The sequence below is a fragment of the Paenibacillus sp. P3E genome, assembly GCF_001909045.1.
GTDB lineage: Bacteria > Bacillota > Bacilli > Paenibacillales > Paenibacillaceae > Paenibacillus_AQ > Paenibacillus_AQ helianthi.
On record NZ_LVWH01000137.1, the window covers coordinates 1 to 26,144 of the forward strand.

Genomic DNA, 26,144 nt, shown 5'->3' on the forward strand with positions numbered 1-26,144 from the left:
TCCGTATATTCATTAATAACGCTATCCCAAAATCTAATAGATGAAATATTATCCGGGTGTTCTCCTATTTCCCATTTCCCGCGAAACATGTCAAATACAGCTTTTGCTGCATATCGTCCTACACCGGATCGACGATACTTATGCAAAATAAAAAACTCACCCATTGAATAATCATAATTAGGATGTAATACGAAATCATCATCAATTAGGACAAACCCTGCTAATATTCCATTAACTTTCACGAAATACGGATAGTGTTTTTCTTTATCCCAATAATCAGAAATATGATGTTCAAATTCATATTCGCCTTTGTCATTTACATCAAATTTATTATACTGTGACCACTCGTAGCAATACATTTTCAATAGATTTTTCAATATTGCCTTCTCTTCCAAAGGTACTCTTACAACTTCTATACTCATAATTTCAAACTCCTAAAATGATTTTTCAGTACATCAGTACAATAGATGCATAGTTTTATATCGCTCTTCTTACCATTATGTATGATTTGATATAAACATCATACCATTCCAGTGGAATGGGGAGATACTCAGACGACCTTGATGTATAAGTGGAATTCCTCCCACGAATCTACACCTGTCGGCTCTCCGGAAGGAACTAGTTGGAAAAAGTAAACCTAATCCGGCCCTCTCAGCTGATATGTAGGAGTTTCGCCTGATTTAGTTGTAGAAAATCCCACTAATGCCCGCTGCAGCGTGGATTTCTGCAAATTAGTTATACTAATTCCACTTAGCAATCAACCAGGCCAACGAGCAGAGGCATTAGGTATTTGTCTGTACTCATTCCGCTTATCTGATTCACGCTTATCTCATTCCGCTAACTCATTCACGCGTATTTCATTCCGCTGTCAGCCTGCTTCCCTACGCTACCGTTCTCTAGTCCATCCTTCCGTTTCCTTCATCCTTTACTCCCGCCCGCAGCGTCTCCTCCAGTTGGTGAAGAAGACGTGCGTTGTCTTCGTTGCCTTTGACCGCGACGCGGATATGCCCCGGCGTAAGGCCCGGATACATCGCGCAGCTGCGCACAAGAATGCCGCTGCGGCCCAGCCGCTCCTGCATGGCTGCAGCGCTCCACCCTGCGGGCAGGCTGAGCAGCAGGAAGTTCGCTTCGCCCGGCGGGACCTCGCAGCCGAGCCGCAGCAGACCCTGCCGCAGCGCTTCACGCTCTGCGGTTATCAGCCCGCGCGTGCGCTCCTCATACTCGCGCCCGCTGCGCAGGCAGGCTTCCCCGGCCAGCAGCGCCAGGCCGTTCACGCTCCAAGTCACCTGCTTGCCGGTCATCGCCGCGGCAAGCTCCGGGGCTGCGATCGTGAAGCCCAGCCGCAGCCCCGGAATGGCATAAAACTTCGTCATCGAACGGATCAGCACCGTCTGACGATAAGCCCCAAGCTCCGGCAGCAGCGACTGCCGCCGCTCTTCGGGGATGAAGTCGATGAACGCTTCATCCACCGCCAGCACCGCCCCGCAGCGCTCCGCCTGCTGCGCCAGCACCCGGAGTTCGTCCAGCGCATACTGGACGCCGTTCGGGTTATTCGGTTGCCCGAGGAACAGCAGGTCCACCTGTTCCAGCAGTCCGGCGATGTTATCCGCACCGGCACGGTAGCCCTGCTCCTTCGTGCCTTGAACGGACATGACCTCTGCACCGAACTGCTCTGCGAGCTGGCGGTATTCTGAGAAGCAGGGCTCGATGATGCCCACCTTACGCGGTTTCACAGCCAGGAGCAGCAGCGCCATCGATTCCGCCGCCCCGTTGCCCACCGTAATGCAGTCGTTGTCTACCCCCAGATTCTCCGCAAGCAGGGACTTCAGTCTGCGGTGCCCTGGATCGGGATAGGCCGTCACAACTGACAATGAATTACGCAGCAGGTCCAGCACACCGGGCGGCGGACCAAGAGGGTTGATATTCGCGCTAAAATCAACAAAAGCGCCGCTCCCCTCCCCGTAAAGTTCCGCTGCCGTCAGCAAATCGCCGCCGTGTCCGTATTTTTCAAGCATGCCTACACTCCTCTTTATCTTTCTATTCACTCATCGTCCCCATTATTGCCCCTTTGCCAGAAATACGTCAATGTTTCGCATCCCCGTACCGCAAGACAATGCCGCTTGCCGCAGACTAGCCCCTGCCTCGCAACCATCGGCTCTTTTGTACAAACCGTGCTTTTGGTTTAAAATAACTAGAGCAGTTCATCATGCCCAAGCGGAGGAATTTACTATGCTTTTTATCGATAACACCGGAATTACAGACGCATCGATCAATCTCGCGATTGAGGAATTTGCGCTCAAGAATCTGCCGATGGACGACAGCTATTTGCTTTTTTATATCAACAGCCCGTCCATTATCATCGGCAAACATCAGAATACCATTGAAGAGATCAACCAGGAATACGTGAAGGACAACAATATTCAGGTCGTGCGGCGGTTGTCCGGCGGCGGAGCTGTCTATCATGATCTCGGAAATCTCAACTTCAGCTTCATTACCAAGGACGACGGACAGTCTTTTCATAATTTCCTGAAATTCACCCAGCCGGTCATCGACTACCTGCAGTCCATGGGTGTGAATGCCGAGCTGAGCGGACGCAATGATCTCCAGGTCGGGGAGCAAAAAATCTCCGGCAATGCCCAGTTCTCCACACGCGGACGCATGTTCAGCCACGGCACCCTGATGTTCGATCTTAATCTGGACGATGTGCAGGCCTCCCTGAATGTGAACCCGGAGAAATTCAAGTCCAAGAGCACCAAATCCGTGCGCAGCCGTGTGGCTAATATCAAGGAACTGCTTGGAAGCGACATGACCATTGAGGAATTCCGTGAGGGCCTGCTGCGTTCCATCTTTGGCATGGAGCCCTCCGAGGTTCCGCAGTACAAGCTGACCCAGGACGACTGGGTGCGGATTAACGAAATTTCCAAGGAGCATTACCAGAACTGGGATTGGAATTACGGCCTCTCGCCAAAAAGCAACGTGAAGCATACCCGCAAGTTCCCGGCAGGGCTCGTCGATATCCGCATGGACATTGAAGATTCCTACATTAAGGATATTAAAATCTATGGCGACTTCTTCGGCGTCGGCGATGTGGTGGACGTGGAGAACGCGCTGCGCGGCAAACGCTATGAAGATGCAGAGGTCAGAGACGCCCTATCCGGGCTGGACCTGAAGCATTATTTCGGCCGGATCGAGCCGGAGGACTTCATCGGTTTGATTTTCCTGGAGGAATAGCTCCCGGTTAGCGGAGCCGAATCTGGAAAGAGGGATGAGCCACTCTTGCAGGAACCAGCCCTCCCTTTTCCCAACGACCAAAAAGGCCTTCTGTGAATGATCCGCAGAAAGCCTTTTTGATGTCCTCGGGCAAAAGCACTTTAGATACCGGGAGTAAGCACAAAAACATACATAACCAGTGCAAACGTAAGTATGATGCAGAACTTCTCCACCGCATTGCCCTTCTTCGTCCCGGTGCTCATCAGCTTCAGGCGAAGCTTGAAGGGCAGAGGAGGCAGCGGGGTAATGCCGCGCTGGGTCAGGGAATCGGCCAGCAGGTGCAGCGCGTAGGACATGCCTCCGGCAATCCACAGGCTGCCGCCGTCATTCATGCCAAGCGAGGCAAAATAAAGCAACGCTCCCCAGCCGGCCACGCCGTACAGCGTATGTGTCAGTCCGCGGTGCGGAACAACCGAGGATACGACAAGCACGCAGGCTGCAATGTAGTTCCATGGGTCGTAGTCTTCCGCGAACGCAAACAGCCCCAGTGCCAGCAGCAGCATCACCAGATGCCGCAGCCGCCTGCCCGGCAGGAAGGATACGCTCCCGACAAGCAGCGCCAACGCAATGTTCCAGGGCGGTGCGGCGATTCCGGAAAAATACAGATAGATGGCCGCCCCGATCAGAGCCACCTGCAGTATCCGCAGCAGGAATTCAGGCAGAGCTTTGCGCACCAGCAGTGAATTCGGCTCATCGATATCAGGTAAGAGGGCGCTAAGTCCCGCTACGGCAACCGCCGGAATCGTAATCTCATGGCCGAGCAGGCTCATGACGGATAGGGTAACCCCGGTGCTGATGATGAAATGGGATTTGCCCATCATGGTGTACCCGCTCCTTTCTAAGGTGTAGGGTTATCTAATGCAAAAATAAGAACAAGTGTACGGTTATCGAAGTATATCAATTGCTGGCTTTTTTGTCCAGCCTTTGGCTGTTTTTCGGGTGCCGAACTCTTAGCTGGCTTGCCTGATGAGCAGTTTCGTCTTGTCCTCCCCCCTGATTTAACCATCAGTTGTCAGAATTCCCCTGCCTCTAAAGTGGCAAGATGAATGGCAACGGTCTTTCTTCTTTGACGAATCCAACCTAAAACGCTAGAATAAAAGTATTCGGTCGTATCATATAAAAGGTTGTGTAATCAATGGAATTAGACTCTAATAACCATTCAGTATTCTCGCTTCATTATCATCTTGTTTTAGTCGTGAAGTATCGCAGAAAAGTAATAGGTGATGAAATATCGAATAGACTGAAAGAGATATTTGAGTATATTCAGCCCAAATACAATATCACGCTGCAAGAATGGAATTATGACAAGGATCATGTTCACGTTCTTATGAAGGCTTATCCCAATACCGAGATTTCCAAATTTCTTAACGCTTATAAAAGTGCTTCCTCTCGACTGATCAAGAAAGATTTCCCGATTATTCGTAAACAACTTTGGAAGGAATATTTCTGGTCAAAAAGCTATTGCCTAATAACGACTGGTGGAGCGCCTATGGATGTAATCCAAAAGTATATTGAAACTCAAGGTCAGAAATGAGGTGAACACTTGCTGAAAGCCTACAAATACCGCATCTATCCGACCCATGAGCAACAACAATATCTGGCAAAAGTATTCGGCTCCGTTCGCTTCATCTTCAATAAGATGCTTGCTGATAAGATCGAACACTATAAACAAACGGAGAAAATGCTCTATAATACGCCTACCAGGTACAAGAAAGCATTCCCGTGGCTGAAAGAAGTGGACAGCCTTGCATTAGCAAACGTCCAGCTTAATCTGGAGAAAGCCTATACGCATTTTTTTCGGGATAAGAACGTTGGTTTCCCTAAATTCAAAAGCAAGAAGACGAACAACAACAGCTTCACAACGAACAATCAAAACGGAACGATAGCCATTAAAGATGGAACGATCAAAATTCCGAAACTAAAGAAAAGAATTCGAATCAAGGTGCATCGTCCATACACGGGGCGAATCAAATCCTGCACCCTATCCAAAACAGCATCAGGAAAATACTTTGTTTCCGTACTGGTGGAAACAGATATAGCTCCTATGCCGAAAACAGAAAAGAAGATTGGCGTTGATCTAGGACTGAAAGACTTTGCCATTACTTCGGATGGTGAAGTTATCGCCAATCCTAAACATTTTCGTAAATCCGAAAAACGATTAGCCAAGTTGCAGAAGAACTTATCGAGAAAGAAGAAAGGGAGCCATAACCGATATAAAGCACGCTTGAAAGTCGCTAAGCTTCATGAAAAAATAGCCAATCAGCGTAAAGACTTCTTGCACAAAACGTCAACCCAAATGATATGCGATAACCAAGTGATCGTTATGGAAGACTTGCGTGTAAAGAACATGATGCAGAATCACAAATTAGCTAAAGCCATATCCGAAGCATCCTGGAGTAGGTTTCGTTCAATGCTCGAATACAAGGCGAACTGGTACGGTAGAACATTGATTATTGCACCCAAAAACTATGCAAGCAGCCAATTATGTTCCTGCTGTGGCTACAAAAACACAGAAGTGAAAAACCTTGCTGTACGAGAATGGACTTGTCCTGAATGTCTTACACAACACGACAGAGATCGGAATGCTGCTGCAAATCTTCTAAAATTAGCAATGTAAATACACGTATCGGGTTAGGAACTAGCCTATAAGCTTGGGTAAACTTGGAGCAACAGCTCTATTGACCAAGAAGCACCTACCTCTTAGGTGGTGTGTAGTTCACGATACAATTTGGACAACTTCATTTGGCATACATTCTGCCCTTACCCAAGAAAGGATGACCTCTGTGAATCGCTCCCGAATAGCCGATCTCAGTCTGCTGCTGGTGGCGATGATGTGGGGATGTACGTTTCTGATTGTGCAAAGCGCAGTCAAGGTGCTGCCGCCGCTCGCATTTAACAGCATCCGTTTCACCGGTGCCGCCGTGCTGCTGGCGCTGATCACCGCCGTTTTCTACCGCCGGGAATGGAGGCTGCTGAGCTGGCGCATGACTGGGCACGCCTTATTGCTGGGTCTTTTTCTGTTCCTGGGCTATGGCTTCCAGACGATGGGACTGCTCTATACCACTACGTCCAACACCGGATTTATCACTGGACTGTCGGTAGTCCTCGTCCCTTTCCTGTCGCTGGCCTTGTTACGGCATGCCATCTCACGGTATACCTGGTTCAGCGCAGGACTCGCGGTGGCAGGCCTCTACCTGCTCACCTTCACCGGCTCTGCGCTGTCCCTGAACCGGGGCGATGCACTCGTCCTGCTATGTGCCGTCGCCTTTGCGCTGCAGGTCGCATATACCGGCGTATATGCTCCGCAGTATCCGGCGCTGCCGCTGGCCACGCTGCAGCTTGCCTTTGTCGGGTTGCTCAGCGCCCTCGCTTCCCTGCTTGTGGATGGGCCTGCCCCGCTTGCGCACAGCGGGGCACTGATCCTGAAACCAGAGGTAGTGTGGGCACTGCTCGTCTCCATCGGACCAACCAGCGCGTTTGCCTTCTGGATTCAGACCGCCTGCCAGAAATACACTACACCTTCCCGGGTGGCGATTATCTTTGCCACGGAGCCGGTATTCGCTGCCCTGACAGGACTGGTGTTTGGCGGGGAGACGCTCGGCATGTCGGCGTTGCTTGGCTGTCTATGTATTCTTGCAGCTATGCTGATGGCCGAACTTAGCCCGGAACCTGGACCTGCAGCCCAAGAAAGTGAAGAACCTGGCTTTCTGATTTCATCAGATAAATGATTTGATCAGACAAATTGCGCTTATGTACAGAGATTCACCCGAACGATGCTTGAAGTAAAGGTGAAATGCGAGATGACTTGAGGGAACCTGATCCCAGGCAGCGAATGCAGCATTTTAGAAAAAAAGCCTGAGTTCCCCCAAGTTCTCCGCCTATTAGAGAAAGAGTCTAGCCTTCCGCATAGGCTCACAGCATGATTACTACAGCGTATCTCACGGGTGTGGAAACACTCATTGGCTGCGCTCACCAAACCATTAGGAGAGAACCTGCATGTACAAATTGATTGCAATCGATATTGACGACACCCTGATTACGGATACCAAGGAAGTTACCCCTGCCACACAAACAGCACTGGAACAGGCCGTTGCCGCAGGCGTTGTGGTTACCCTGGCTACCGGACGCGCCTATGCTTCCGCCCAGGCTATTGCCCGCCAGACCGGACTGAACGTACCGATTATCACCTACCAGGGTGCACTTGTGAAGAACCTGATGGATGAAAAGGTGCTCTACGAGCGTTATGTGCCACAAGATGCCGTACGGAAGCTGTTCAGCTATTGCGTAGAGCATAACCTGCACTTACAGACCTACATTGATGACAAGCTGTATGCACGTGAAGAAAATCAAAAGCTGATTGACTATGCCACACTCAACGGAACCCAATATTTTATTGAGCCGGACTGGGAAAAGCTTGTTCCGCAAAAAACACCAAAAATGCTGATCATCGACGATCCGGCCTTCCTGGATGAGCTGTCACCGATTCTGCGTGAGCTGCTGGGCGATTCCGTACACATCACGAAATCCAAGCCGCATTTCCTGGAGATCATGCACCATGAGGGTACTAAGGGTCTGGCTCTGGAGTTCCTGGCAGCCCACTTCGGCTGCGAGCTGTCCGAAACCATCGCCGTCGGCGACTCCTGGAATGACCACGAAATGCTCGAAGCTGCCGGCCTTGGCGTAGCCATGGCTAACGCAATCCCGGCGCTGAAGGACATTGCCGATTTCATCACCCTCAGCAACAATGAAGACGGCGTGAAATACGCCATCGATAAATTCATCCTGCACACTGTGGAATAGGGAGCGTAAGCTTACTCTAGCGCAGTACAAAGGGTGCCTTTCTCCGGTTGTGATCCGGCTGTAAGGCACCCTTTGTATTACTGTAAGATAACTTAAGATTCGTACAATTTCATAACAATGTTACGAAGATTCAACAAACCGGTAGGTCCAGAACTGTTCTGTTCCAAACCGCCTCCGCATTTCCTCTTCCGTAAGATCCTGGTTTCCCACAAGCTCTGCCGCTTGGAATTGCGTCCGGTGCGCCTGAATCGAGGCCATTTTATTCGCAAGGAATTCGGTTACGTCTATGGTCACATCCGCTTTTCCGATCATCTGCTCGCGATTGCTGGCGAACGCGCTGCAATATACCAATGGACGCTCTGCCGCAGGGAGCCGGTCAATCGTTCGGATGACAGCAGCTCCGGTGGCATCGTGATCGGGATGCACACTGTACCCTGGATAGAAGGTGATGACCAGCGATGGCGTCAGTTCCTTGAGCAGCTGCATAATTTGAGAGTCCAGAAGATCCTCGTCTTCGAATTCGATCATTTTATCGTGGAACCCGAGCATTCTTAGATCCTGGATACCGATCGCAAGGCAGGAGGCTGCCAGTTCGTCCTTACGGATTGCCGGCAAGGTGACACGGTTCGCGAACGGCGGGATGCCCATGTTGCGCCCCATCTCTCCTAGGGTCAGACAAGCATAGGTGACCTCTGCACCGCTTGCTATGTACATTGATAACGTCCCTGATGCAACAAAAGATTCGTCGTCGGGATGAGGGAGCACAACCAGGATTCGCTGGTGTTCTGCATGATTATGATTCATAGATGTTTGATCCTCCGCTTTCATCAAAACTTGTCCCGGCTTAGTTGCAAGGCAACAATCAGCTTTCCCTGACTGTCATGCCCTGCCAGGATTAGCCGATCCTTGTCCATTTCATCAATGTGTGTAAGGCCTTCGGCATAAATCCAGCCAAGCGTTGTCTTTAAGCCCACCCGGTATGGACCTGTACCAGAGATAGAACCTTGTGTATACCGGATCACCGCATTGGAGATGAAGGCTGATGCCGGATGCCGGGTACTGTCCAGATGACTGGCATAGGCGCCTGTCGTAAGTTCAAGGTGTACATAAAGCTCCTGATTGGCAAGTTGATCGATCTGGAACTGGATATCTTCGGGGAGTATCGGCTGCATGGCGGCCTCCTTGTCTGGTATAATGTATTAGTGCCATTTTAGCATATGACCCGGGAGAATATACAATAGTGCTTAGTCCGGGTGACTTTTCACCGAAAGGGGATGACCTGTATGATTTCACTTAGAACAATCACGCTGGAGAACCGGCGTATCCTATTCAATCTTGAAAGCTCTATGAAAGTTTCGGCTTCCATGACAACGGCGAAATCTGCGACAACGAGCCAATCACCGTATTGCGGCTGTGATATGCAGCAAGCTCAACAGGTTTTTTTTGCCGTTCTGATCTCACCAGGTCTTTCCGGCGCAAGGTCCGCCATTTATCCAATACACGTGGCTTCATTGTTCTTTTAGATAATTATCATTTATGTTCATGTTTACCCCTCAAAATTTCAGCTTGGAGTGAGGAGAGCCCCCTGCTTATCCCCATACTCCTCATTCGTTGACCTTTCTTCCTTCCCCTCTGTCTCCTCCTGCTCCAGCTGGGAGTTGTAGAGATCATAGTAGCGCCCTTCTGCCGCAAGCAGTTCCTCATGGTTACCGCGCTCTACAATCTCCCCGTTCTCCATCACCAGAATGACGTCGGCGCTCTGAATCGTTGACAGACGGTGGGCAATAACGATGGTGGTTTTGTCCTTCATCAGCTTGCGGATGGCCTGCTGCACCATTTTCTCCGATTCGTTATCCAGCGCGGCTGTTGCTTCATCCAGCAGTAGAATCGGCGCGTTCTTCAGCATCGCTCTTGCAATCGAAAGCCGCTGGCGCTGGCCGCCGGAGAGCCGCGAGCCATGCTCACCGATCTCAGAGTCTACCCCTTCAGGCAGCTCCATTACGAAATCATAGGCATTGGCCTGACGAAGCGCCTCTATTACCTCTTCCTCCGAGGCATCCTGCCTGCCATTGCGGATATTTTCGCGGATACTGCCTGTATACAGCCCGGACTCCTGTGGCACATAGGCAAAATGGCTTCTAAGCTGCTCCAGACTCATCCCCTGAACCGTTTGTCCATTGATTAAAATCTCGCCTTCATCCGGATTGTAGAAGCCCAGCAGAAGCTTGAATAACGTAGACTTCCCGCCTCCGCTCGGCCCGACCACCGCCATCTGCATCCCCTGCGGCAATTCAAGACTAACCTGGTTTAAGCTGAGCTTCCCGGCACCGGGGTAACTGAACGTTACCTCCGACAGACTAAGCTGCTCAAACTCGGGATGCTGCATTTGTTTCTCAGGCAGAGCCTCTACCTCAGCAGGCGCATCCATCACCTCAAAGATCCGCTGCGCCGCTCCCAGCGACTGCTGCATGGAAGCCACCAGTCCCGGCAGCGCCGAGAAAGGCATAACCAGATAATTCATTAATTGAATGAATGCGATCATGGCTCCTACCTCAAGCGAACCTTTGGCGACAAAATATCCCGCGATGACCAGAGCCAGCAGAAAGGTGAGATTTCCTAATACAGAGGACAGTGCCCCCGTAGCCCCTTCAATCCGTCCCCGATTCTGCTCTCCGGCATTAATGCTGTCACTGTAGCCTTTGTACTGCTTCATCAGTCTGCGCTCAATCGAGAATGACTTGAAGACCATACTACTGCCCAGAATATCGTTCAGAAATGAAGTCGTCCGGCTCATATTCTCCTGTACCTGCACACTGTTCTTCCGCATCGCTTTGCCAAAAACCTTACCGACCAGATAGAGCAGCGGCCCCATGGTAATACAGATCAGTGCAAGCAGCCAGTTAATATAGATCAGATAGGCAAAAGACGCCACAGCCAAGAGCGGATTGCGCAAAAGATCAATCATAACCTGTCCGCAGGCTTCTCCGACTGATTGATTATCATTGGTAAAACGGGACAATAGATCTCCAGAATGATTGCGGTCAAAATAGGATTGCGGCAGCAGCAGCGTATGGTTCATCAGATCCAGGCGCAGCTCATTTCTGATTTTGGCGGAAATATTGATTTTGAGGTAGGCACTGAAATAGCTGCTCACGCCTGCGGTAATCAGGAAAAGCCCCCCGAACCAGGCGAGTCCGCTGAAAGCCTCCACATCCATACGGACCGCCGCATCCGTAATTCTGGCCAGAAACCAGGCCATTGTCAGATCCAGAACAATGCTGAACAATGTAATCAGCAGCAGTACGGTATAGAGCAGCTTGTGCTTCAGCATATATGTACTCAACCTCGAAAATGCGCCTTTCTGCTTCAATCCATCATCTCCCTCTAAAATTCAGTTCTTCGCAAATTTCAATTTTCAACCAAATCAACCACAAGTGATTCCCATTATATAGGCGGCTATCTTTCTTTGAAAGGAAAATTAATATGCAGGAGCAGAACCTATGCAAGGAAACCCATAGAAAAACCGCCTTTCGGTTCCAGAAAGGCGGTCATCCCTCTTACACAAACACAAATCACTCATGCGTCCCGCTCTCTTCCCAGGCTATACGGGCAAGCGGAAACGGTAAAATCGCCCGCTCCAGAATACCCTGGACATAGGCAATCGCAACGCCATAATTGACGATGGGCACCCCGGCTCTAATCGCTTGCTCCACCCGCCAGAGCATCTGTCTGCGGTTCAGCATACAGCCCCCACAGTGCACAATAAGGGAGTAATCATCCAGATTGTCCGGGAACTTCATGCCACTGGCGTATTCGAATTGCAGCTGCTTGCCGGTGGCTTGCCGGATCCAGCGCGGAATTTTCACTTTGCCGATATCATCTGCCTGCCCGTGATGGGTACAGGCCTCGGCAATGAGCACTCTGTCACCATGCTGAAGCCCGTCGATGGCACGCGCGCCCCTCACCATCTCTTCCAGATTACCTTTGTGCCGGGCAAACAGGATAGAAAATGAGGTAAGCGGAATGTCTTTGGGTGTATCAGCTGCAGCCTTCAGGAATACCTGTGAGTCTGTCACCACAAGCCGGGGCTTCTTGCCGAGACTCTCCAGCGTTTCCTTCAGCTCGAATTCCTTCGTAACCACCGCAATGGCATCGCTCTCCAGCAGGTCACGGATGGTCTGCTGCTGCGGAAGAATCAATCTGCCTTTGGGCGCTGCCTTGTCAATCGGAACCACCAGTACGACCAAGTCTCCCGGAGAGACCAGGTCGCCGATAATGCGGAATTTATCCTCGGCATCCGGCACAGCAGCAATCAGTGCCTTCATCAGTCCGCTAATTCCCTGCTGCTCAAGTGCAGATACAGGGATCACCTTACAGCCCAGTTCCTGCTCCGCCTGATCAACAAGAACAGCAAGATCACCCGCATGAGATGTCTGCTGGTCCGCTATGCAATCTATTTTATTCAAGATGCCCATTGCGGGGATGCTCTTACTGCGGACGGTCTCGGCAATCTGCCGGTCATATGGGTTCACACCGCAGACAGCATCGACAACGATCAGGGCCATATCGGATTTGTTAAGAACCTCCAACGTCTTCTGTTTCCTCAACTCACCCAGCTCACCTGCTTCATCCAGGCCGGCGGTATCAATAAATACTACTGGCCCGAGCGGCAGCAGCTCCATCGCTTTATACACCGGATCTGTTGTCGTTCCTTTGACGGGTGACACAACCGCGGCATCCTGTTTGGTGATTGCGTTGATCAGGCTTGATTTCCCTGCGTTGCTCCTGCCAAACAGGGCGATATGCAGGCGATTCGGGCGCGGGGTATCGTTCACACTCACACGGCTCTCTCCTTCCCCCAGCGGCTAGCACCGAGCTGGACTTATTTACCGGGTACACCCGGTTTGGTTACTTGATACGGATTCAGGATTTGATCCAGCTCAGCCTCCGGTAGAAGCTGAGCCTCCAGCAGTACCTGCCGCACCGTTTTGCCTTCTTGGCTTGCCCGTTTGGCTACCTCGGCACTTTTCTCGTATCCGATGTGGTGTATCAGCGCGGCTGCCAAAGCGGAGGAATTCTCAACCCTTTCATAACACCGCTGCTCACAGATCCGGATACCGCGGACACAGCGCTCTTCGAACAGCCGTACAGCATTGGCCAGGACCTCCAGGGACTCCAGGAGCGCATCCGCAATCAGCGGCATGAACGCATTCAGCTCCAGCTGGCCGCCCGCAGCCGCCAGCGTTACCGCGGTATCATTGGCAATGACACGCATCGCCACAAGCCCCGCCATCTCTGCCATTACCGGATTGACTTTACCCGGCATAATGGAGGAGCCTGCCTGCACCGCCGGCAATTCAAGCTCCCCCAGACCCCCAACCGGCCCGCTGGCCAGCAGACGCAGATCACCGGAAATTTTCAATAGATTAATAGAAGCCGCCTTCAACAGCCCGGATACTTCAGCGAAAACATCCATATTCTGCGTAGGGTCCATCGGATATTCACTCCGGGCCAGCCCATAGCCGGTCAGATCCTGCAAAATATCAGTCATCAAAAACGTATATTTTACCGGTGCATTGAGGCCCGTGCCAATTGCAGTTCCTCCAATGTTGATCTCCCTGAGCCGCTCCTCCACTTTGTACAGGCGCCAGCGGTCCCGGGCTACCGCTTTGGCATAGGCTCCAAAGCCCTGCCCTGCCATCATCGGCAAGGCATCCATGAGCTCGGTACGGCCCAGCTTGAGCACATCGGCGAAGGCATGCTCGTTCTCCTGAAGGGCTTCCTGCAAGGACGCAAAAGCTTGACTCAGCCGCCGAACCAGCCCGATTGCGGCAATTCTTAGTGCCGTGGGATAGATATCATTGGTAGATTGGCAGCAGTTGACGTGATCCAGTGGATGTACCCGTGAATAGTCTCCCCGCTCTCCGCCCATGAGCTCAATAGCACGGTTAGCGATGACTTCGTTCACATTCATATTGGCCGATGTCCCGGCACCGCCCTGCATGGCATCTACCGTAAATTGCTCCCTGTAGGCACCGGCCAGAAGCTCATCACAGGCCTGCACAATCGCCCGGGCTATCGCTGCCGGATAGGTATTTAGCTGCAAATGAGCCTGTGCCGCAGCTTTCTTCACTGTTATTAGGCCATGAAGCAAATGAACGTTGACCGTTCTGCCGCTTACAGCGAAATTGTCCATAGCCCTAGCGGTATGAATCCCGTAATACGCTGCTTTTGGTATATTCCTGGCACCTAGTGCATCCTGCTCTTCGCGGAAAGACTGCAGCGGGTTCTCCACCCTGGACAGCCTGCTCAAGCCTTCACTTCCAGGACTTCCAGCACACGCGGCAGAATCCCGTGAAAATAGGCAAAAGCGATGCCATAGTTGGTAATCGGCACGTTTTGCACGCCCGAGCTCCGCAGTCGCATCATCAGTTGTTTCCGGTTGAATATACAGCCGCCGCAGTGAACGATCAGTTTATAATCGGAGACGTCATCAGGGAAATCAGGCCCCACACTTGTCGTAATATCCAGCCCGCCGCCAGCCATTTCCTGCAGTTTGGCTTTGACGAGCATACGGTCGATCTCTCCGTTATGCGGGTGGTGGATACAGGCCTCTGACAACAGCACCTTGTCCCCAGGCTTCAGGCTGGATATCATCGCGGCACCGGTCACAAAGGTTTTCAAATCCCCCTTAAAACGCGCCATCAGAATTGCAAAGGTGGTTAATGGCACACTCGCCGGTATAATCTCATTCACTCTGTCAAATACCTGCGAATCCGTAATAACAAGATCGGGCAGCTTGTTTAAGCGCGTGAGCAGCTCAGGCAGCTCTTCTTCAGTAACCGACAACGCTATCGCGTGATGATCGAGCAGGTCGCGGAGGATTTGCTGCTGGGAGGCAACCAGCCGGTATTTGGGAGCAGGGATCATCTCCGGCATTACCATAACGACCAGGTCCCCCAGGTTCACGAGATCACCTACAATGCTGTTTCGTTCAAATTCAGCAGGAGCCAAGGCGCTCATGGCATGGCGCAGACTGCCAAGATTGGAATTCCGCTTCACACTGAGCTTCACGATGGGTACATTCAGAGTCGCCTTCAGCGAATCAATATCAACATAATGATCGTCGGTTTTGGCAATGACTCCAATGACGGGAATGTTCCGTTTGTCCAGTTCGTGTACCCATTCCTTCTCCAGCTTGTAGTCGCCCGCTTCATCCGAGAAGATCATGATGCCCAGATCGGTCAGATCCATCACCTCTCTCGTCTTCTGCACGCGGAAGAGGTCAGCATCATCAATTCCGGCTGTATCTACGATAATAGCGGTCCCCACATTTTTGATCTCCACATATTGAAAAATGGGTTCAGCCGTCGTTCCGGGCTCATCACTGACCAGCAAGGTCGATTTCCCTGTGAGCGCGTTGATCAGACTGGACTTCCCGGCATTTCTTTTGCCAAAAACAGCAATGTGCATTTTGTTAGATTGTGGTGTAAATTGCATAGCAATTCTCTCCTCAATATGCGATTTTAGAAACGCAAATCCCGTTCACCATTCTCAATGCGCCGGAGCCGGTCCATCGTTGCTTTTCTCGCGGCTTCCTTCGGAATATCCTCAAGCCCCTTGCGAATGATCTCTTCCCCCAAGGTACGTGTTGTTTCATCTGCGTAATCTAGCAAATATTCTTTAAAAGTTAACAGAGAGTTCGGCTGGCATATATTATGAATCTGTCCGGATTTGGCGAGCCGCATAAAACGGTCCCCTGTCCGTCCTTCCCGATAGCAGGCTGTACAATAGCTGGGAACATATCCGTCCTGGCACAATCCGCGGATAATTTCCTCCGGCGAACGATGGTCGCTGACTTCGAATTGAGGCTTCTCTTGCGGCCGGCCTCCGGTTCCCTGTTTGGTCTCCATGTAACCCCCGACCCCCGTACTGGAGCCTGCACTCACCTGAGAAATGCCAAGCTTAATCACCTCGTCACGGAATGACGGTTCTTCGCGGGTAGACAGAATCATTCCGGCATAAGGAACGGCGAGCCGCAAGACAGCAACAAGCCTTTTGAAGTCCTCATCCTTCACCAAATGCGGATACACCTCCAGATTCACGCCCTCCGCCTCCCGCAATCTGGGAACGGAAACGGTGTGAGGGCCTACCCCAAACCTCTCCTCCAAATGCTCCGCATGCATCAGCATGGCAACTGTATCGTACTTATAGTCATACAGGCCGTAGAGAACGCCTATCCCCACATCATCAATCCCTCCCATTTGCGCCCGGTCCATGGCTGTAGTGTGCCAGTCGTAATCGCTTTTGGGTCCCTTAGGGTGCATGGCAGCATAGGTGGGTCTGTGGTAGGTCTCCTGAAACAAAATATAGGTCCCGATTTCTGCATCCCTAAGCTTTGAGTAGTCTTCAACGGTAGTAGCTGCTATGTTAATATTCACACGGCGGATGCTTCCGTTATCCACCTTAACCGAATAGATGGTCTTGATCGCTTCGACAACATAGTCAATGTCACAATTCACCGGATCTTCTCCTGCTTCAACGACAAGCCGTTTATGGCCTAATTCCTGAAGCACACGGACTTCATCCGCCAACTCATCCAGATCCAGCTTCCGCCGCAGAAAATCCCCGTTGGTGTGTTTATATCCGCAGTACTCACAATTATTAACGCAATAGTTGCTTATATATAGTGGAGCGAACAATACAATGCGGTTGCCGTAAATTTTCTCTTTGATTACCTTGGCCGAGCGGTTAATACTGTCAAGCACCTCAGTCTCTGCGACTTCAAGCAGGACAGCCGCCTCCCGGTGGGTCAGTCCCTTGCATGCTCTCGCTTTTTCCAAGATGGTCTGGACATAGGCGGAATCACCCGCCTTCACCTTGGCTTCTTCAAGACTCAGGCGAATTTCCTCATCATTGATAAAGTCCGCTGCTTCCCAATCCTTCCGCACATCCATCAACCTCCATGAACTAGACCTCAAAGCTTGTGGGCATAAGCCTAAACCTTGGAACGCTTAATATAGTGAGTATGCAGCAGTTCATGTGCCAGGTGACCGTTAGGCTCCCCTAAGAATTCTTCATAAAGAGCTTTGATGTAAGGATTGTTATGCGATTTGCGAACCGTTTGGGCCTCATCTTCTGTGTAGATGGCTTTTGCGCGCTCTGCCTTAATATCGATCCGCTCAGAGGTTCCGGCATCCACGATGGGCTGACCCCCGCCAGTGATACAGCCGCCGGGGCAAGCCATGACTTCCATGAAGTCATAGGTCTTGTCACCCCGCTCCATCGCTTCCATCAGCTTACGCGCGTTGCCGAGACCATGAACAACAGCCGTACGAATCCTCTGGCCGGTGGGCAATTCAATGACGGTTTCCTTGATGCCCTCCATGCCACGGACAGCGGTGTATTCGATGGTATCGAGTGCCTTGCCTGAGGTAATCTCGAACACGGTACGAAGTGCCGCTTCTGCGACACCACCGGTTGCACCAAAAATAACCGCAGCACCCGAACCCTTGCCGATCGGATTATCGAACGCTTCATCCTTCAGGCCCACAAAGTCTATACCGGCTTCTTTGATCATTGCCGCAAGCTCACGCGTGGTGAGGACCCAGTCGACATCCTGCAGCCCTTCCCTCGACAGCTCTTCACGCGCACCCTCGTACTTCTTGGCGGTACAAGGCATGATGGAGACAACAACAATATTCTTTGGATCTATCCCCGCTTTCTTGGCGAAGAAGGACTTCACCATGGAGCCTTCCATTTCATGCGGCGATTTGCAGGTAGACAGGTTACCCAGCCTGTCAGGGAAGTTATGCTCCATAAATTTCACCCAGCCGGGGCAGCAGGACGTCATAAGCGGCAGGTTCTCTCCGCTGCCAAGGCGGGAGAGCAGTTCGGTCCCTTCTTCCATAATGGTAAGATCGGCACCGAAGTTAGCATCAAATACTTTATCAAATCCAAGCTTCCGCAGGGCTGCGACCATTTTACCGGTAACCCGGGTTCCAACCGGCAGGCCAAATTCTTCTCCCAGGGCTACACGAACAGCAGGCGCTGTCTGGACAACAACATATTTGGCCGGGTCTGCAAGATCATCCCACACATCGTCGATGTTCTCACGTTCACTAAGTGCGCCTACAGGACAAGCCATAATACACTGGCCGCAGTTGACGCAGGTGGACTCGGCAAGCGGACGGCCAAACGCGGTGGAGATCACCGTATCAAACCCGCGCTTCGCAAAGCTGATCGCACCCACGGTCTGCATAGTCCCGCAAGCCCCGACACAGCGGCCGCAAAGGATACATTTCGATGCATCTCGGACGATAGCCGGGGAAGTATAGTCTTTCTCCTGGCTGGATTTCTCACCGGTGTAAGTCACTTTACGGATATTAAGATTACTGGAGACGTCCTGCAGCTCACAGCCGCCGCTGCGGGAGCAGCTTAGACATTCCTGATTATGATCGGACAGCAAAAGTTCGACGGAAGCACGGCGGGCGTCCCGGACCTTCTGGGTGTTCGTCTGAATCTTCATGCCTTCTTCCGCAATCAGCGTGCAGGAGGCAATGAGCCTCGGGCCCACTTCAACCACACATACCCGGCAGCTGGACGAGTGGTTGATTTCTTTCAAATAACACAGGGAGGGTATATCAACACCTTGATTACGGGCTGCTTCGAGCACAGTTGTACCTTTGGTGACTTCTGCCTCGATCCCGTCAATCATGAATTTAATCGTATCCAAAGTAATCACTCCTCTCGTCAGACTATCGCTACGGCTTTGAACTTGCATACATCGAAGCAGACCCCGCACTTGATGCAGACCGCCGTGTCGATGACAAACGGTTCCTTCATTTCACCGGAGATCGCATCCGTTGGACACTTTTTGGCACAAAGGCTGCAGCCCCGGCACAGATCAGAATCGATCTGATAAGAAATCAGCGATTTACAGACGCCGGACGGGCATTTTTTGTCGACAATATGGGCCATGTACTCTTCGCGGAAATACTTGATGGTGGACAATACCGGATTCGGAGCGGTCTGGCCCAAGGCACACAGGGAGGCGTTCTTGATCTGGACCGAGAGATTCTCTAGCTTCTCGAGATCCTCCATACTTCCTTTGCCTTCAGTGATCTTGTCGAGCAGCTCCAGCAGACGTTTGGTGCCAATGCGGCAAGGCGTGCATTTCCCGCAGGACTCATCACGTGTGAAATCCAGGTAGAACCGGGCAACGTCGACCATGCAGGTATCTTCGTCCATGATAATCATACCGCCGGAGCCCATCATCGAACCCAGACTGGTCAGCGTATCAAAATCAATGCTGCAGTCCAGGTGCTCTTCTGTCAGACAGCCGCCGGAAGGCCCTCCGGTCTGTACCGCCTTGAATTTTTTACCGCCCGGAATCCCGCCGCCGATTTCAAAAATAACTTCACGCAGGGTTATTCCCATGGGAACCTCAACCAGGCCGGTATTCACGACTTTTCCGCCCAAAGCGAATACTTTGGTGCCCTTAGATTTTTCGGTTCCGATACCTGCATACCATGCGGCACCCTTCAGAATAATCTGGGCAACATTTGCCAGGGTTTCAACATTATTGATGATTGTCGGCTGCTCCCACAGACCTTGAACGGCCGGAAAAGGCGGTTTGGGGGTTGGCATTCCCCGGTGACCCTCCACCGAGTGAATCAGAGCTGTTTCTTCTCCGCAGACAAAAGCTCCGGCTCCAAGCCGTACATCAATGTTAAAGCAAAAGCCGGTTCCCAGGATATTATCGCCGAGCAGACCATATTCGCGGGCTTGGGCAAGCGCTTTCACAAATCGTTGGACAGCGATTGGATATTCCGCACGGACATAGATGAAGCCTTGACTGGAACCAATGGCATACCCGGCAATCGCCATCGCCTCAATGACCGAGTGGGGGTTGCCTTCGAGGATTGAACGGTCCATAAATGCCCCGGGGTCCCCTTCGTCCGCATTACAAATGACGTACTTTTGCTTCTTATCCTGCTTGGCTGCAAATTCCCATTTCAGACCTGTGTTGAACCCGCCGCCGCCGCGTCCCCGCAGACCCGATTGCTTGATGGTATCGATCACCTCCTGGCGTCCCATGGTCTTCAGCACCTTGCCAAGCGCCTGATAGCCGTCACTGCCGATGTACTCATCAATATTTTCCGGGTCAATGACCCCGCAGTTGTGCAAAGCGATCCGCACTTGTTTTTTGTAGAATTCCGTTTCTTCAAAGTTCAGGGTTTCGCCGTCCTGCTTGGTCTTCTCGTAAATTTTCTTCTCGTAAGGTTTGCCATGGAGCAGATGTGCTTCCACCAGCTTCGGAATATCCTGAACCTCTACCCTGCTATAAAATATACCTTCCGGATAGACGATGACGACTGGCCCGAGCTCGCATAGGCCGAAGCAGCCTGTGCGCACGACCTCCACCTGCTCCTGGATGCCGTGGCCTGCGATTTCCTGGTTCAGCTTAGCAATAATCTGATTGGAATCAGACGATGTACATCCTGTCCCCCCGCATACCATCACTGACCTGAACCGGATGGAATCAGGAGATTCTCCGGTGATTTTCCGGTTATCCAGACGACCTTGCGTAAGCGTTCTGATAGCATCAAGATCCGTTAAGAGCTTCATACTCATACCTCCCGTATCAAATGCGCCAGTGGCGCAAGAGCATCAATTGTATTCCTTCAGAATTTTCGGAATGTTATTGGGTACCAGCCGTCCATGGACTTTTTCGCCAATGGTCATGACGGGTGCAAGGCCGCAGGCCCCCAGACAGCGGGTCGCTTCAAGTGTGAATTTATTGTCTTCGGTGGTTCCTTGTACAGGGACCTTCAGCTCCGTGCTCAGCCGGTCAAGCACACCTTGTGCACCCTTGATATAGCAAGCTGTGCCGAGGCACACATGAACCACATTCTCCCCTTTGGGGGTAAGCGAAAAGAAATGATAAAACGATGCCACACCATAGATTTCACTCATCGGCAAGTGAAGTTCAGCAGACACGATCTGGAGAACGGGCTCCGGCAGATAGCCGTAGATATCCTGAATTTCATGAAGCACGGGAATCAAAGCCCCCTGAATCATTTTGAATTGTGAAATCGCGGCCTGGACTTTCATCAGCTTCTCGTCGGCCTCCGCTACGCCCCCACTGTTACTGATTGGTTGTTGTTTCATTAAGAATGCTCCTTCCACTCAAGGTAAAAAGTTGAGCGCGATATTTAGAAATGCAACATCTTTTGCTGAAATCCAAATATAATATATTGAGAATGATTTTCAGTTAAAAAGGATGAGGATGAGGCCAACCCCTTTATCTGTCGGCCTCTACACAACCCTGCCCTAGGGCAGTTAGAGCAGCGAACTCTCATTCTTGAGCTTCAACCGGCTCCAGCGGCGTTCAATTTCGGCTTCGAAATTTTGCAGCAGCTCTTCATCCTTCAGCAGATGTTTGGTTTTGCCCATTCCCTTCAGCCACTCTACTGCCGGGATGCGCTTGCCCTTCAATTCCGGATTGTAGGTGATGCTCGTGATGCCCTGCTCAATTTCATACAGCGGGAAGAAGCAGGAATCCACAGCCGCTTTTACCAGGTCATAGCCGCTATGGTCACTCGTCTTCCAGTTCAGCGGGCAGGCGCAGAGCAGCTTTCCGTAGGCAGTACCGACGTTGTTGGCATACCACTGTGCCTTGGCAGCCTTTTGCAGCAAATCCTGGGGGTTGGATTCAGCACCAGTAAATACATAAGGAATGTTGCAGGCCGCCAGAATTTGCGCCGTATCCTTGTGATGCCCTTTTTTACCCTTCTGCGCCTTCCCTACCCCGGAGGTGCTGGTCATGTGCCCCATCGGAGTGGAGTAGGACAGCTGGGAACCGGTGTTCATATAGCCCTCGTTATCATATTCAAGGATGATCATTTTATGGTTGCGGAGAGCCGCGCCTACGGTTGCCCCCATGCCGATATCCATACCGCCGTCGCCGGACACCATCACGAAGGTGATGTCGTCACTAATCTGGACTTCGCCGCGCCGCTTCAATTCATAGAAGGCATCCACCATTCCGGCGAGTGTAGCTGCACCGTTCTGGAACAGGTTGTGTACAAAGGTCTGGTTATGGGAGGAATACGGATAGCTTGCCGTTACCACATACGCACAGCCCGTCTGGAACAGGACCACCATATCGCCTTCGATTCCCTTGAAGAACAGCTCCAGTGCGGAAAGTGCGCCACAGCCGGGACAGGCGCCATGCCCGGGGGCCAGGCGGTGCGGCTTGGCAGTCAGTTGACGAAGCGGGGGGAGCTTCACTTTCAGCAGGCCGGTATCTTCACTGGGAGCCACCTGGATGAGGCCGCTTTTGTAAGCATCGCCATGCAGCGGTTCCATCACCGGAACAAGTGCGTCCTTGGCATCCCCAGGGTAGTAACCATGATAGTCGAACGGTTTCTCGGCATACCCTTTATCCGCTGCATCCATAGCCAGTTGAAAAAAGGCTTCTGCATCATCCGCATAGAAATCCTTGCCGCCCAGACCAAAAATACGGGAGAGGATGATTGTCTTGTTGTCCGGATCTACCTGCAGCGCAGAACGGATCTCGTGGGTCAGATTACCGCCCTGGGCCCCATAGGAATCAGCGCGTTCACCGACAAGCAGTGCCTTGACATTCTTAAGGGCTTGCCGCAGCTGCTCCGCCGGGAACGGACGAATGAGGTTGGGACGGACCAAGCCTGCCCGGATGCCTTTAGCCCGAAGCGCGTCTACGGTATCCTTGGCGGATTCCCCTGCGGAGTTCAGCAGGAACACAGCGACTTCGGCATCATCCATACGGTACAGGTCGAGAACTTTATGTTCACGTCCTGACAACGCGGCATATTCCCGGGCGACCTCCGCATAGACCTCACCTGCTTTTTCCAGAGCTACCGATAGCTGATAGTGGTTGTTCAGCAGGTCATCACCACCCATATGCGCACCTATGGTCACCGGATGGGCAGGGTCCGAGACATTCGGATAGTTGGGATTGGGATTCGGACCTACAAAATTTTGTACAACTTCATTCTCTTTGAAGTATTGGACTTTGCGTTTCTGGTGGGAGGTGAAGAAGCCGTCATAAGCAACGATTACAGGCAGACGCACCTCAGAATGTTCAGCTATTTTGAGGGCCATGATATTCATGTCATATACAGCCTGCGGGGTGCTGGCAGTCAGGATCACCCAGCCTGTATTAAGACCGTAGTACAAGTCAGAATGATCTCCACGGATATCAAGCGGCCCGCTCACTGCACGGGTAACGAGGTTAAGCACCATCGGGAACCGTGTCCCGGACTGGGTGGGAAGCTGCTCCAGCATATACAGAAAACCTTGGGAACTGGTTGCGTTAATCACGCGTGCACCCGCCATAGCCGCACCGTAGCATATCCCGGCAGAACCATGTTCACCATCTGCTGCGATTAGTTGAATATCGTGTAGACCGTTTGCTTTCATCTGATCCAAGTACTGGGCAACTTCTGTAGATGGTGTAATGGGAAAATAACCCATAATGTGGTAATTTATCTGGGCAGCCGCAGTAGCCGCCATTTCATTACCGGATTCGAAGTGAGTGACTTGTTCAGCTACTATGATCTCAGTCTGTGCATCTTCACTAACAGCCATTGTTGTTTCCTCCCTTTCCATCACTTGAACACTTGGGGAACGCGATGCTCTTCGGCAAAACCCACTTCTTCACGGATACTGGTGAGGGCTTCTGTGGGGCATACTTCAATGCATTTCAGGCAGCCTTTACAGTAGTGATAGTCGATGCCAAGCAGGATCTGCTGGGGCCGTCCACGCTTGTCTTCGCCTTCCTCCCAGACAAAACAGTTGTCAGGGCATACATTGTCGCATGCCGCGCAGCTAATACATGAATCCACATCAAGGACCGGCAGTACACCTGAACGCGAGCCGCTCAGATCCTTCTGAATACTGTTGCCCTGCGCGAGAATCACACCGCCGGGAACTTGTGTCTCGTAGCCGAGCAGAGACTGCGCACGCTTGAAAGGTACAGCCTGTGTCCCTGCAGGCACTTCGTAGGTTTTGAATTTCACTTCGTTATATCCCCGGTCGAAGGTGCGGATGTTCGGCTCCACCAGGTGCGGATATTTTTTCTCAAAGGTTCTGCGGATCACCTTGCGCATCGCTTCCGGATCAAGGAAATCACAGATACGGAACATAGCGCCAAGCATCGAGGTATTGACTTTCGTCTGCTCCTCAACGGCGATCCCCATGGCATCCACCAATGCAACCGTACCGTATTCCAGCTTCAGGTCTGCCCGGACCTCATCGAAATCGCGCGAGGTATTCACCAGGACAACACCGTCCGGCTGCAGGCCACTGACCACGTTAACCGTCTTGTACAGGGCCTCATGAAAAACAGCAACCAGATGGGGCTCTTCAATTGGACTGTGGTCCCTGATTTCGACTTCTGGATCACAGAAGCGGACGAATGTTTTGATAGGAGTCCCTTTTTTTTCGGAGCCGTAAGACGAGAAGTTGGATGCATTGAAGCCAAGCTCAATCGCACCGGTCTCGGCAAGCATTTTACCCGCAAGGTTGGCCCCAAGTCCGCCGATGGATTCCAGACGGATTTCATAAAAACCCAGCGCATTCTTTTTTGGCAACGTTGACATTAAATCTCCTCCTAAAAGTTATGTCAGCATCCTTCTATGAGATCACTTCGTACAAAACTAGCTCTGGAAGCATGAACATATTTTTGTCAGCATTCCTTCTATGAGATCACGATCACTTCGTATAAAGCCCTCTTGGCTGCATGTATTTTTATCTCCAGGCCATCGAACGTGAAATTATTCACTTATAAGCCTAAAATAAACCTTTCCCTCTAGCTTTTCTCTGGTGTGCGGTTGAAGCTGCAGTGATCCCCTCTAGTGAAATCAATCTTATAGCCGGCGGCTGCGATCCTCATCTCCATACAGCTTCTGCATTGGGAAGCCTCGTCCCCCGTGCAAATCTTGTTCTCATATAGCGCATATTTCCTGCGTACGCTCAGTGGGGAGAGTATGGGCATCACTACGTTACTACCCGCTGCAAGCGCCTTTTCCCTGCCTGTATGATCAAGAGTTCCCATTGCCGTTGTGGCAGGCATCAGCGCATCCGGAATGAGCAATCTTGCCATTGCAATCATCACGAGCGTATCTTCAACCGTCCCTCCCTGAGCATCTTTAAGCGGAGTTGCGCTATGCGGGATGAACGGGCCGATGCCGATCATTTCCGGATGGAGTTCCTTCAGAAAAAGGAGATCCTCTGCCAGGTGCTCATGGGTCTGTCCGGGAAGTCCCACCATAAAGCCGGCTCCAACCTGGTAGCCAATTTCCTTGAGCGTACGCAGGCAGTTCACACGGTTATCGTACGACATCCCCGGATGCAATGACTGGTACAGCGAACGTGAAGCTGCCTCGTGCCGCAGCAAGTACCGGTCAGTTCCGGCATCAAAAAGCGCACGATAAAAAGCTTCGCTCCGTTCTCCAATGGATAAAGTGATTGCCGCCTCAGGAAAACGGATCTTCATGCTCGTGACCAAGCGAATCATCCGTGCTTCTGTGAAGTGGAAATCTTCTCCGCTTTGTAAGACAAATGAACGATACCCGAGACGGTATCCCTCTTCCGCACACTCCAGAATCTCCTCCTCAGTCAGCCGGTAACGCTCCGCCGCAGCGTTCGACCTGCGCAGACCGCAATACAGGCAGTCCTGTTTGCAAAAGTTTGAAAATTCAATTAGGCCCCTCATAAAAACGTTTTCATTATAGTGCAGCTTCCGGGTTTGTGCCGCGAGATCAAACAACCGGACCTTGAGTTCAGGAGTCAGATGCTGCAGAAAATAGACTATTTCTTCTTGATCCAACTCGTTTTGCTCAACTAATTTGCCAAGCAACCCTTCCATCGAGCGTGTTCCTCCATCCCGCATGTCTGCCAAGTAAAGACCTCTTTTTTCTCCGTCCGTTACCAGGCAAAACAAGCTTGCAGTGAACGAATTACTCTAGATTATGCAGGGGGTGTAGGTAACATGACGGCGTGATCTGCACATTTTTCGCTTTTTA

General features: G+C 51.5%; 22 protein-coding genes. 5 read left to right on the top strand and 17 right to left on the bottom strand.

The genetic code is table 11. The features are described 5' to 3' along the window. On the bottom strand, positions 1-422 hold a 422-nt coding region (locus A3842_RS12065; RefSeq protein ID WP_074101577.1), incomplete at its 3' end, for a GNAT family N-acetyltransferase. 474 nt (positions 423-896) lie between these two features. After that, entirely contained in the window at positions 897-2,015 is a 1,119-nt protein-coding gene (gene cobD / locus A3842_RS12070; RefSeq protein WP_074101578.1) for a threonine-phosphate decarboxylase CobD, read from the bottom strand. A 214-nt stretch (positions 2,016-2,229) separates the two neighbouring features. On the opposite strand from cobD, the gene lplA reads away from it, so the two are divergent. Continuing rightward, entirely contained in the window at positions 2,230-3,231 is a 1,002-nt protein-coding gene (gene lplA, locus A3842_RS12075; protein WP_074084915.1) for a lipoate--protein ligase, read from the top strand. Between the two features lie 140 nt (positions 3,232-3,371). On the opposite strand, the gene A3842_RS12080 is transcribed toward lplA, so the two are convergent. Then, positions 3,372-4,091, bottom strand: a complete 720-nt coding sequence (locus tag A3842_RS12080) for a metal-dependent hydrolase (protein ID WP_074101579.1) — start codon at positions 4,089-4,091, stop codon at positions 3,372-3,374. Positions 4,092-4,405: 314 nt separating this feature from the next. Between A3842_RS12080 and tnpA the strand changes: the two genes are divergently transcribed. The 4 genes from tnpA to A3842_RS12100 all read left to right on the top strand — a co-directional run bounded on the left by tnpA (position 4,406) and on the right by A3842_RS12100 (position 8,070). Continuing rightward, positions 4,406-4,804 carry an IS200/IS605 family transposase gene (gene tnpA, locus A3842_RS12085; protein ID WP_074101580.1) on the top strand — a complete coding sequence of 133 codons (399 nt, stop codon included), beginning with the start codon at positions 4,406-4,408 and terminating at the stop codon, positions 4,802-4,804. 9 nt (positions 4,805-4,813) lie between these two features. After that, entirely contained in the window at positions 4,814-5,887 is a 1,074-nt protein-coding gene (gene tnpB, locus A3842_RS12090; RefSeq protein ID WP_074101581.1) for an IS200/IS605 family element RNA-guided endonuclease TnpB, read from the top strand. Positions 5,888-6,053: 166 nt separating this feature from the next. Then, on the top strand, positions 6,054-6,998 hold the full coding sequence (locus tag A3842_RS12095; RefSeq protein WP_083607081.1) for a DMT family transporter: 945 nt from the start codon (positions 6,054-6,056) through the stop codon (positions 6,996-6,998). A gap of 268 nt (positions 6,999-7,266) precedes the next feature. Continuing rightward, a complete protein-coding gene (locus A3842_RS12100) occupies positions 7,267-8,070 on the top strand; it encodes a Cof-type HAD-IIB family hydrolase (RefSeq protein WP_074101583.1) in 804 nt (267 codons plus the stop codon). Between the two features lie 120 nt (positions 8,071-8,190). On the opposite strand, the gene bshB2 is transcribed toward A3842_RS12100, so the two are convergent. From bshB2 to hydE, 14 genes are all read right to left on the bottom strand, one after another. Then, positions 8,191-8,874 (bottom strand): bacillithiol biosynthesis deacetylase BshB2, encoded by a 684-nt coding sequence (bshB2, locus tag A3842_RS12105; RefSeq protein ID WP_074101584.1) that lies wholly within the window; start codon positions 8,872-8,874, stop codon positions 8,191-8,193. A 23-nt stretch (positions 8,875-8,897) separates the two neighbouring features. Further along, entirely contained in the window at positions 8,898-9,242 is a 345-nt protein-coding gene (locus tag A3842_RS12110) for a YojF family protein (protein WP_074101585.1), read from the bottom strand. A gap of 172 nt (positions 9,243-9,414) precedes the next feature. Next, positions 9,415-9,582, bottom strand: a complete 168-nt coding sequence (locus A3842_RS32500; protein ID WP_178382342.1) for a hypothetical protein — start codon at positions 9,580-9,582, stop codon at positions 9,415-9,417. Positions 9,583-9,631: 49 nt separating this feature from the next. After that, positions 9,632-11,413, bottom strand: coding sequence for an ABC transporter ATP-binding protein (locus A3842_RS12115; protein WP_143186259.1), 1,782 nt, complete (start codon positions 11,411-11,413; stop codon positions 9,632-9,634). Between the two features lie 229 nt (positions 11,414-11,642). Next, positions 11,643-12,911: a [FeFe] hydrogenase H-cluster maturation GTPase HydF gene (gene hydF, locus A3842_RS12120; RefSeq protein WP_074101587.1), complete on the bottom strand. Its 1,269-nt coding sequence runs from the start codon at positions 12,909-12,911 to the stop codon at positions 11,643-11,645. Between the two features lie 41 nt (positions 12,912-12,952). After that, on the bottom strand, positions 12,953-14,383 hold the full coding sequence (locus tag A3842_RS12125) for an aspartate ammonia-lyase (protein WP_371915995.1): 1,431 nt from the start codon (positions 14,381-14,383) through the stop codon (positions 12,953-12,955). Continuing rightward, positions 14,380-15,570, bottom strand: a complete 1,191-nt coding sequence (hydF, locus tag A3842_RS12130; protein ID WP_074101588.1) for a [FeFe] hydrogenase H-cluster maturation GTPase HydF — start codon at positions 15,568-15,570, stop codon at positions 14,380-14,382. The genes A3842_RS12125 and hydF (A3842_RS12130) overlap by 4 nt, the downstream gene beginning before the upstream one ends. 26 nt (positions 15,571-15,596) lie before the next feature. Beyond that, the gene (gene hydG / locus A3842_RS12135) at positions 15,597-17,021 is read right to left on the bottom strand and encodes a [FeFe] hydrogenase H-cluster radical SAM maturase HydG (RefSeq protein ID WP_483874422.1); all 1,425 of its coding nucleotides are present in this window, start codon (positions 17,019-17,021) and stop codon (positions 15,597-15,599) included. Between the two features lie 47 nt (positions 17,022-17,068). Beyond that, complete coding sequence (locus A3842_RS12140; RefSeq protein ID WP_074101590.1) at positions 17,069-18,805, bottom strand: NADH-dependent [FeFe] hydrogenase, group A6; 1,737 nt, start codon at positions 18,803-18,805, stop codon at positions 17,069-17,071. A gap of 17 nt (positions 18,806-18,822) precedes the next feature. Continuing rightward, positions 18,823-20,700, bottom strand: a complete 1,878-nt coding sequence (nuoF, locus tag A3842_RS12145; RefSeq protein WP_083609568.1) for an NADH-quinone oxidoreductase subunit NuoF — start codon at positions 20,698-20,700, stop codon at positions 18,823-18,825. A 42-nt stretch (positions 20,701-20,742) separates the two neighbouring features. Continuing rightward, entirely contained in the window at positions 20,743-21,243 is a 501-nt protein-coding gene (locus A3842_RS12150) for an NADH-quinone oxidoreductase subunit NuoE family protein (protein WP_074101591.1), read from the bottom strand. Between the two features lie 171 nt (positions 21,244-21,414). After that, on the bottom strand, positions 21,415-23,706 hold the full coding sequence (locus tag A3842_RS12155) for a thiamine pyrophosphate-dependent enzyme (RefSeq protein ID WP_074101592.1): 2,292 nt from the start codon (positions 23,704-23,706) through the stop codon (positions 21,415-21,417). Positions 23,707-23,726: 20 nt separating this feature from the next. After that, positions 23,727-24,719: a 2-oxoacid:acceptor oxidoreductase family protein gene (locus A3842_RS12160; protein ID WP_074101593.1), complete on the bottom strand. Its 993-nt coding sequence runs from the start codon at positions 24,717-24,719 to the stop codon at positions 23,727-23,729. 209 nt (positions 24,720-24,928) lie between these two features. Then, positions 24,929-26,011, bottom strand: coding sequence for a [FeFe] hydrogenase H-cluster radical SAM maturase HydE (gene hydE, locus A3842_RS12165; protein ID WP_371915996.1), 1,083 nt, complete (start codon positions 26,009-26,011; stop codon positions 24,929-24,931). Between the last annotated feature and the right edge of the window lie 133 nt (positions 26,012-26,144).

What these genes read in the sequence shown, in the direction of transcription:
- hydF (WP_074101588.1), bottom strand. Translation starts at nt 15,570, where the DNA reads ATGCAATTTACACCACAATCTAACAAAATGCACATTGCTGTTTTTGGC.
- A3842_RS12080 (WP_074101579.1), bottom strand. Translation starts at nt 4,091, where the DNA reads ATGATGGGCAAATCCCATTTCATCATCAGCACCGGGGTTACCCTATCC.
- A3842_RS12100 (WP_074101583.1), top strand. Translation starts at nt 7,267, where the DNA reads ATGTACAAATTGATTGCAATCGATATTGACGACACCCTGATTACGGAT.
- A3842_RS12160 (WP_074101593.1), bottom strand. Translation starts at nt 24,719, where the DNA reads ATGTCAACGTTGCCAAAAAAGAATGCGCTGGGTTTTTATGAAATCCGT.
- cobD (WP_074101578.1), bottom strand. Translation starts at nt 2,015, where the DNA reads ATGCTTGAAAAATACGGACACGGCGGCGATTTGCTGACGGCAGCGGAA.
- A3842_RS32500 (WP_178382342.1), bottom strand. Translation starts at nt 9,582, where the DNA reads ATGAAGCCACGTGTATTGGATAAATGGCGGACCTTGCGCCGGAAAGAC.
- A3842_RS12110 (WP_074101585.1), bottom strand. Translation starts at nt 9,242, where the DNA reads ATGCAGCCGATACTCCCCGAAGATATCCAGTTCCAGATCGATCAACTT.
- A3842_RS12150 (WP_074101591.1), bottom strand. Translation starts at nt 21,243, where the DNA reads ATGAAACAACAACCAATCAGTAACAGTGGGGGCGTAGCGGAGGCCGAC.
- bshB2 (WP_074101584.1), bottom strand. Translation starts at nt 8,874, where the DNA reads ATGAATCATAATCATGCAGAACACCAGCGAATCCTGGTTGTGCTCCCT.
- lplA (WP_074084915.1), top strand. Translation starts at nt 2,230, where the DNA reads ATGCTTTTTATCGATAACACCGGAATTACAGACGCATCGATCAATCTC.
- hydE (WP_371915996.1), bottom strand. Translation starts at nt 26,011, where the DNA reads ATGCGGGATGGAGGAACACGCTCGATGGAAGGGTTGCTTGGCAAATTA.
- tnpA (WP_074101580.1), top strand. Translation starts at nt 4,406, where the DNA reads ATGGAATTAGACTCTAATAACCATTCAGTATTCTCGCTTCATTATCAT.
- A3842_RS12155 (WP_074101592.1), bottom strand. Translation starts at nt 23,706, where the DNA reads ATGGCTGTTAGTGAAGATGCACAGACTGAGATCATAGTAGCTGAACAA.
- nuoF (WP_083609568.1), bottom strand. Translation starts at nt 20,700, where the DNA reads ATGAAGCTCTTAACGGATCTTGATGCTATCAGAACGCTTACGCAAGGT.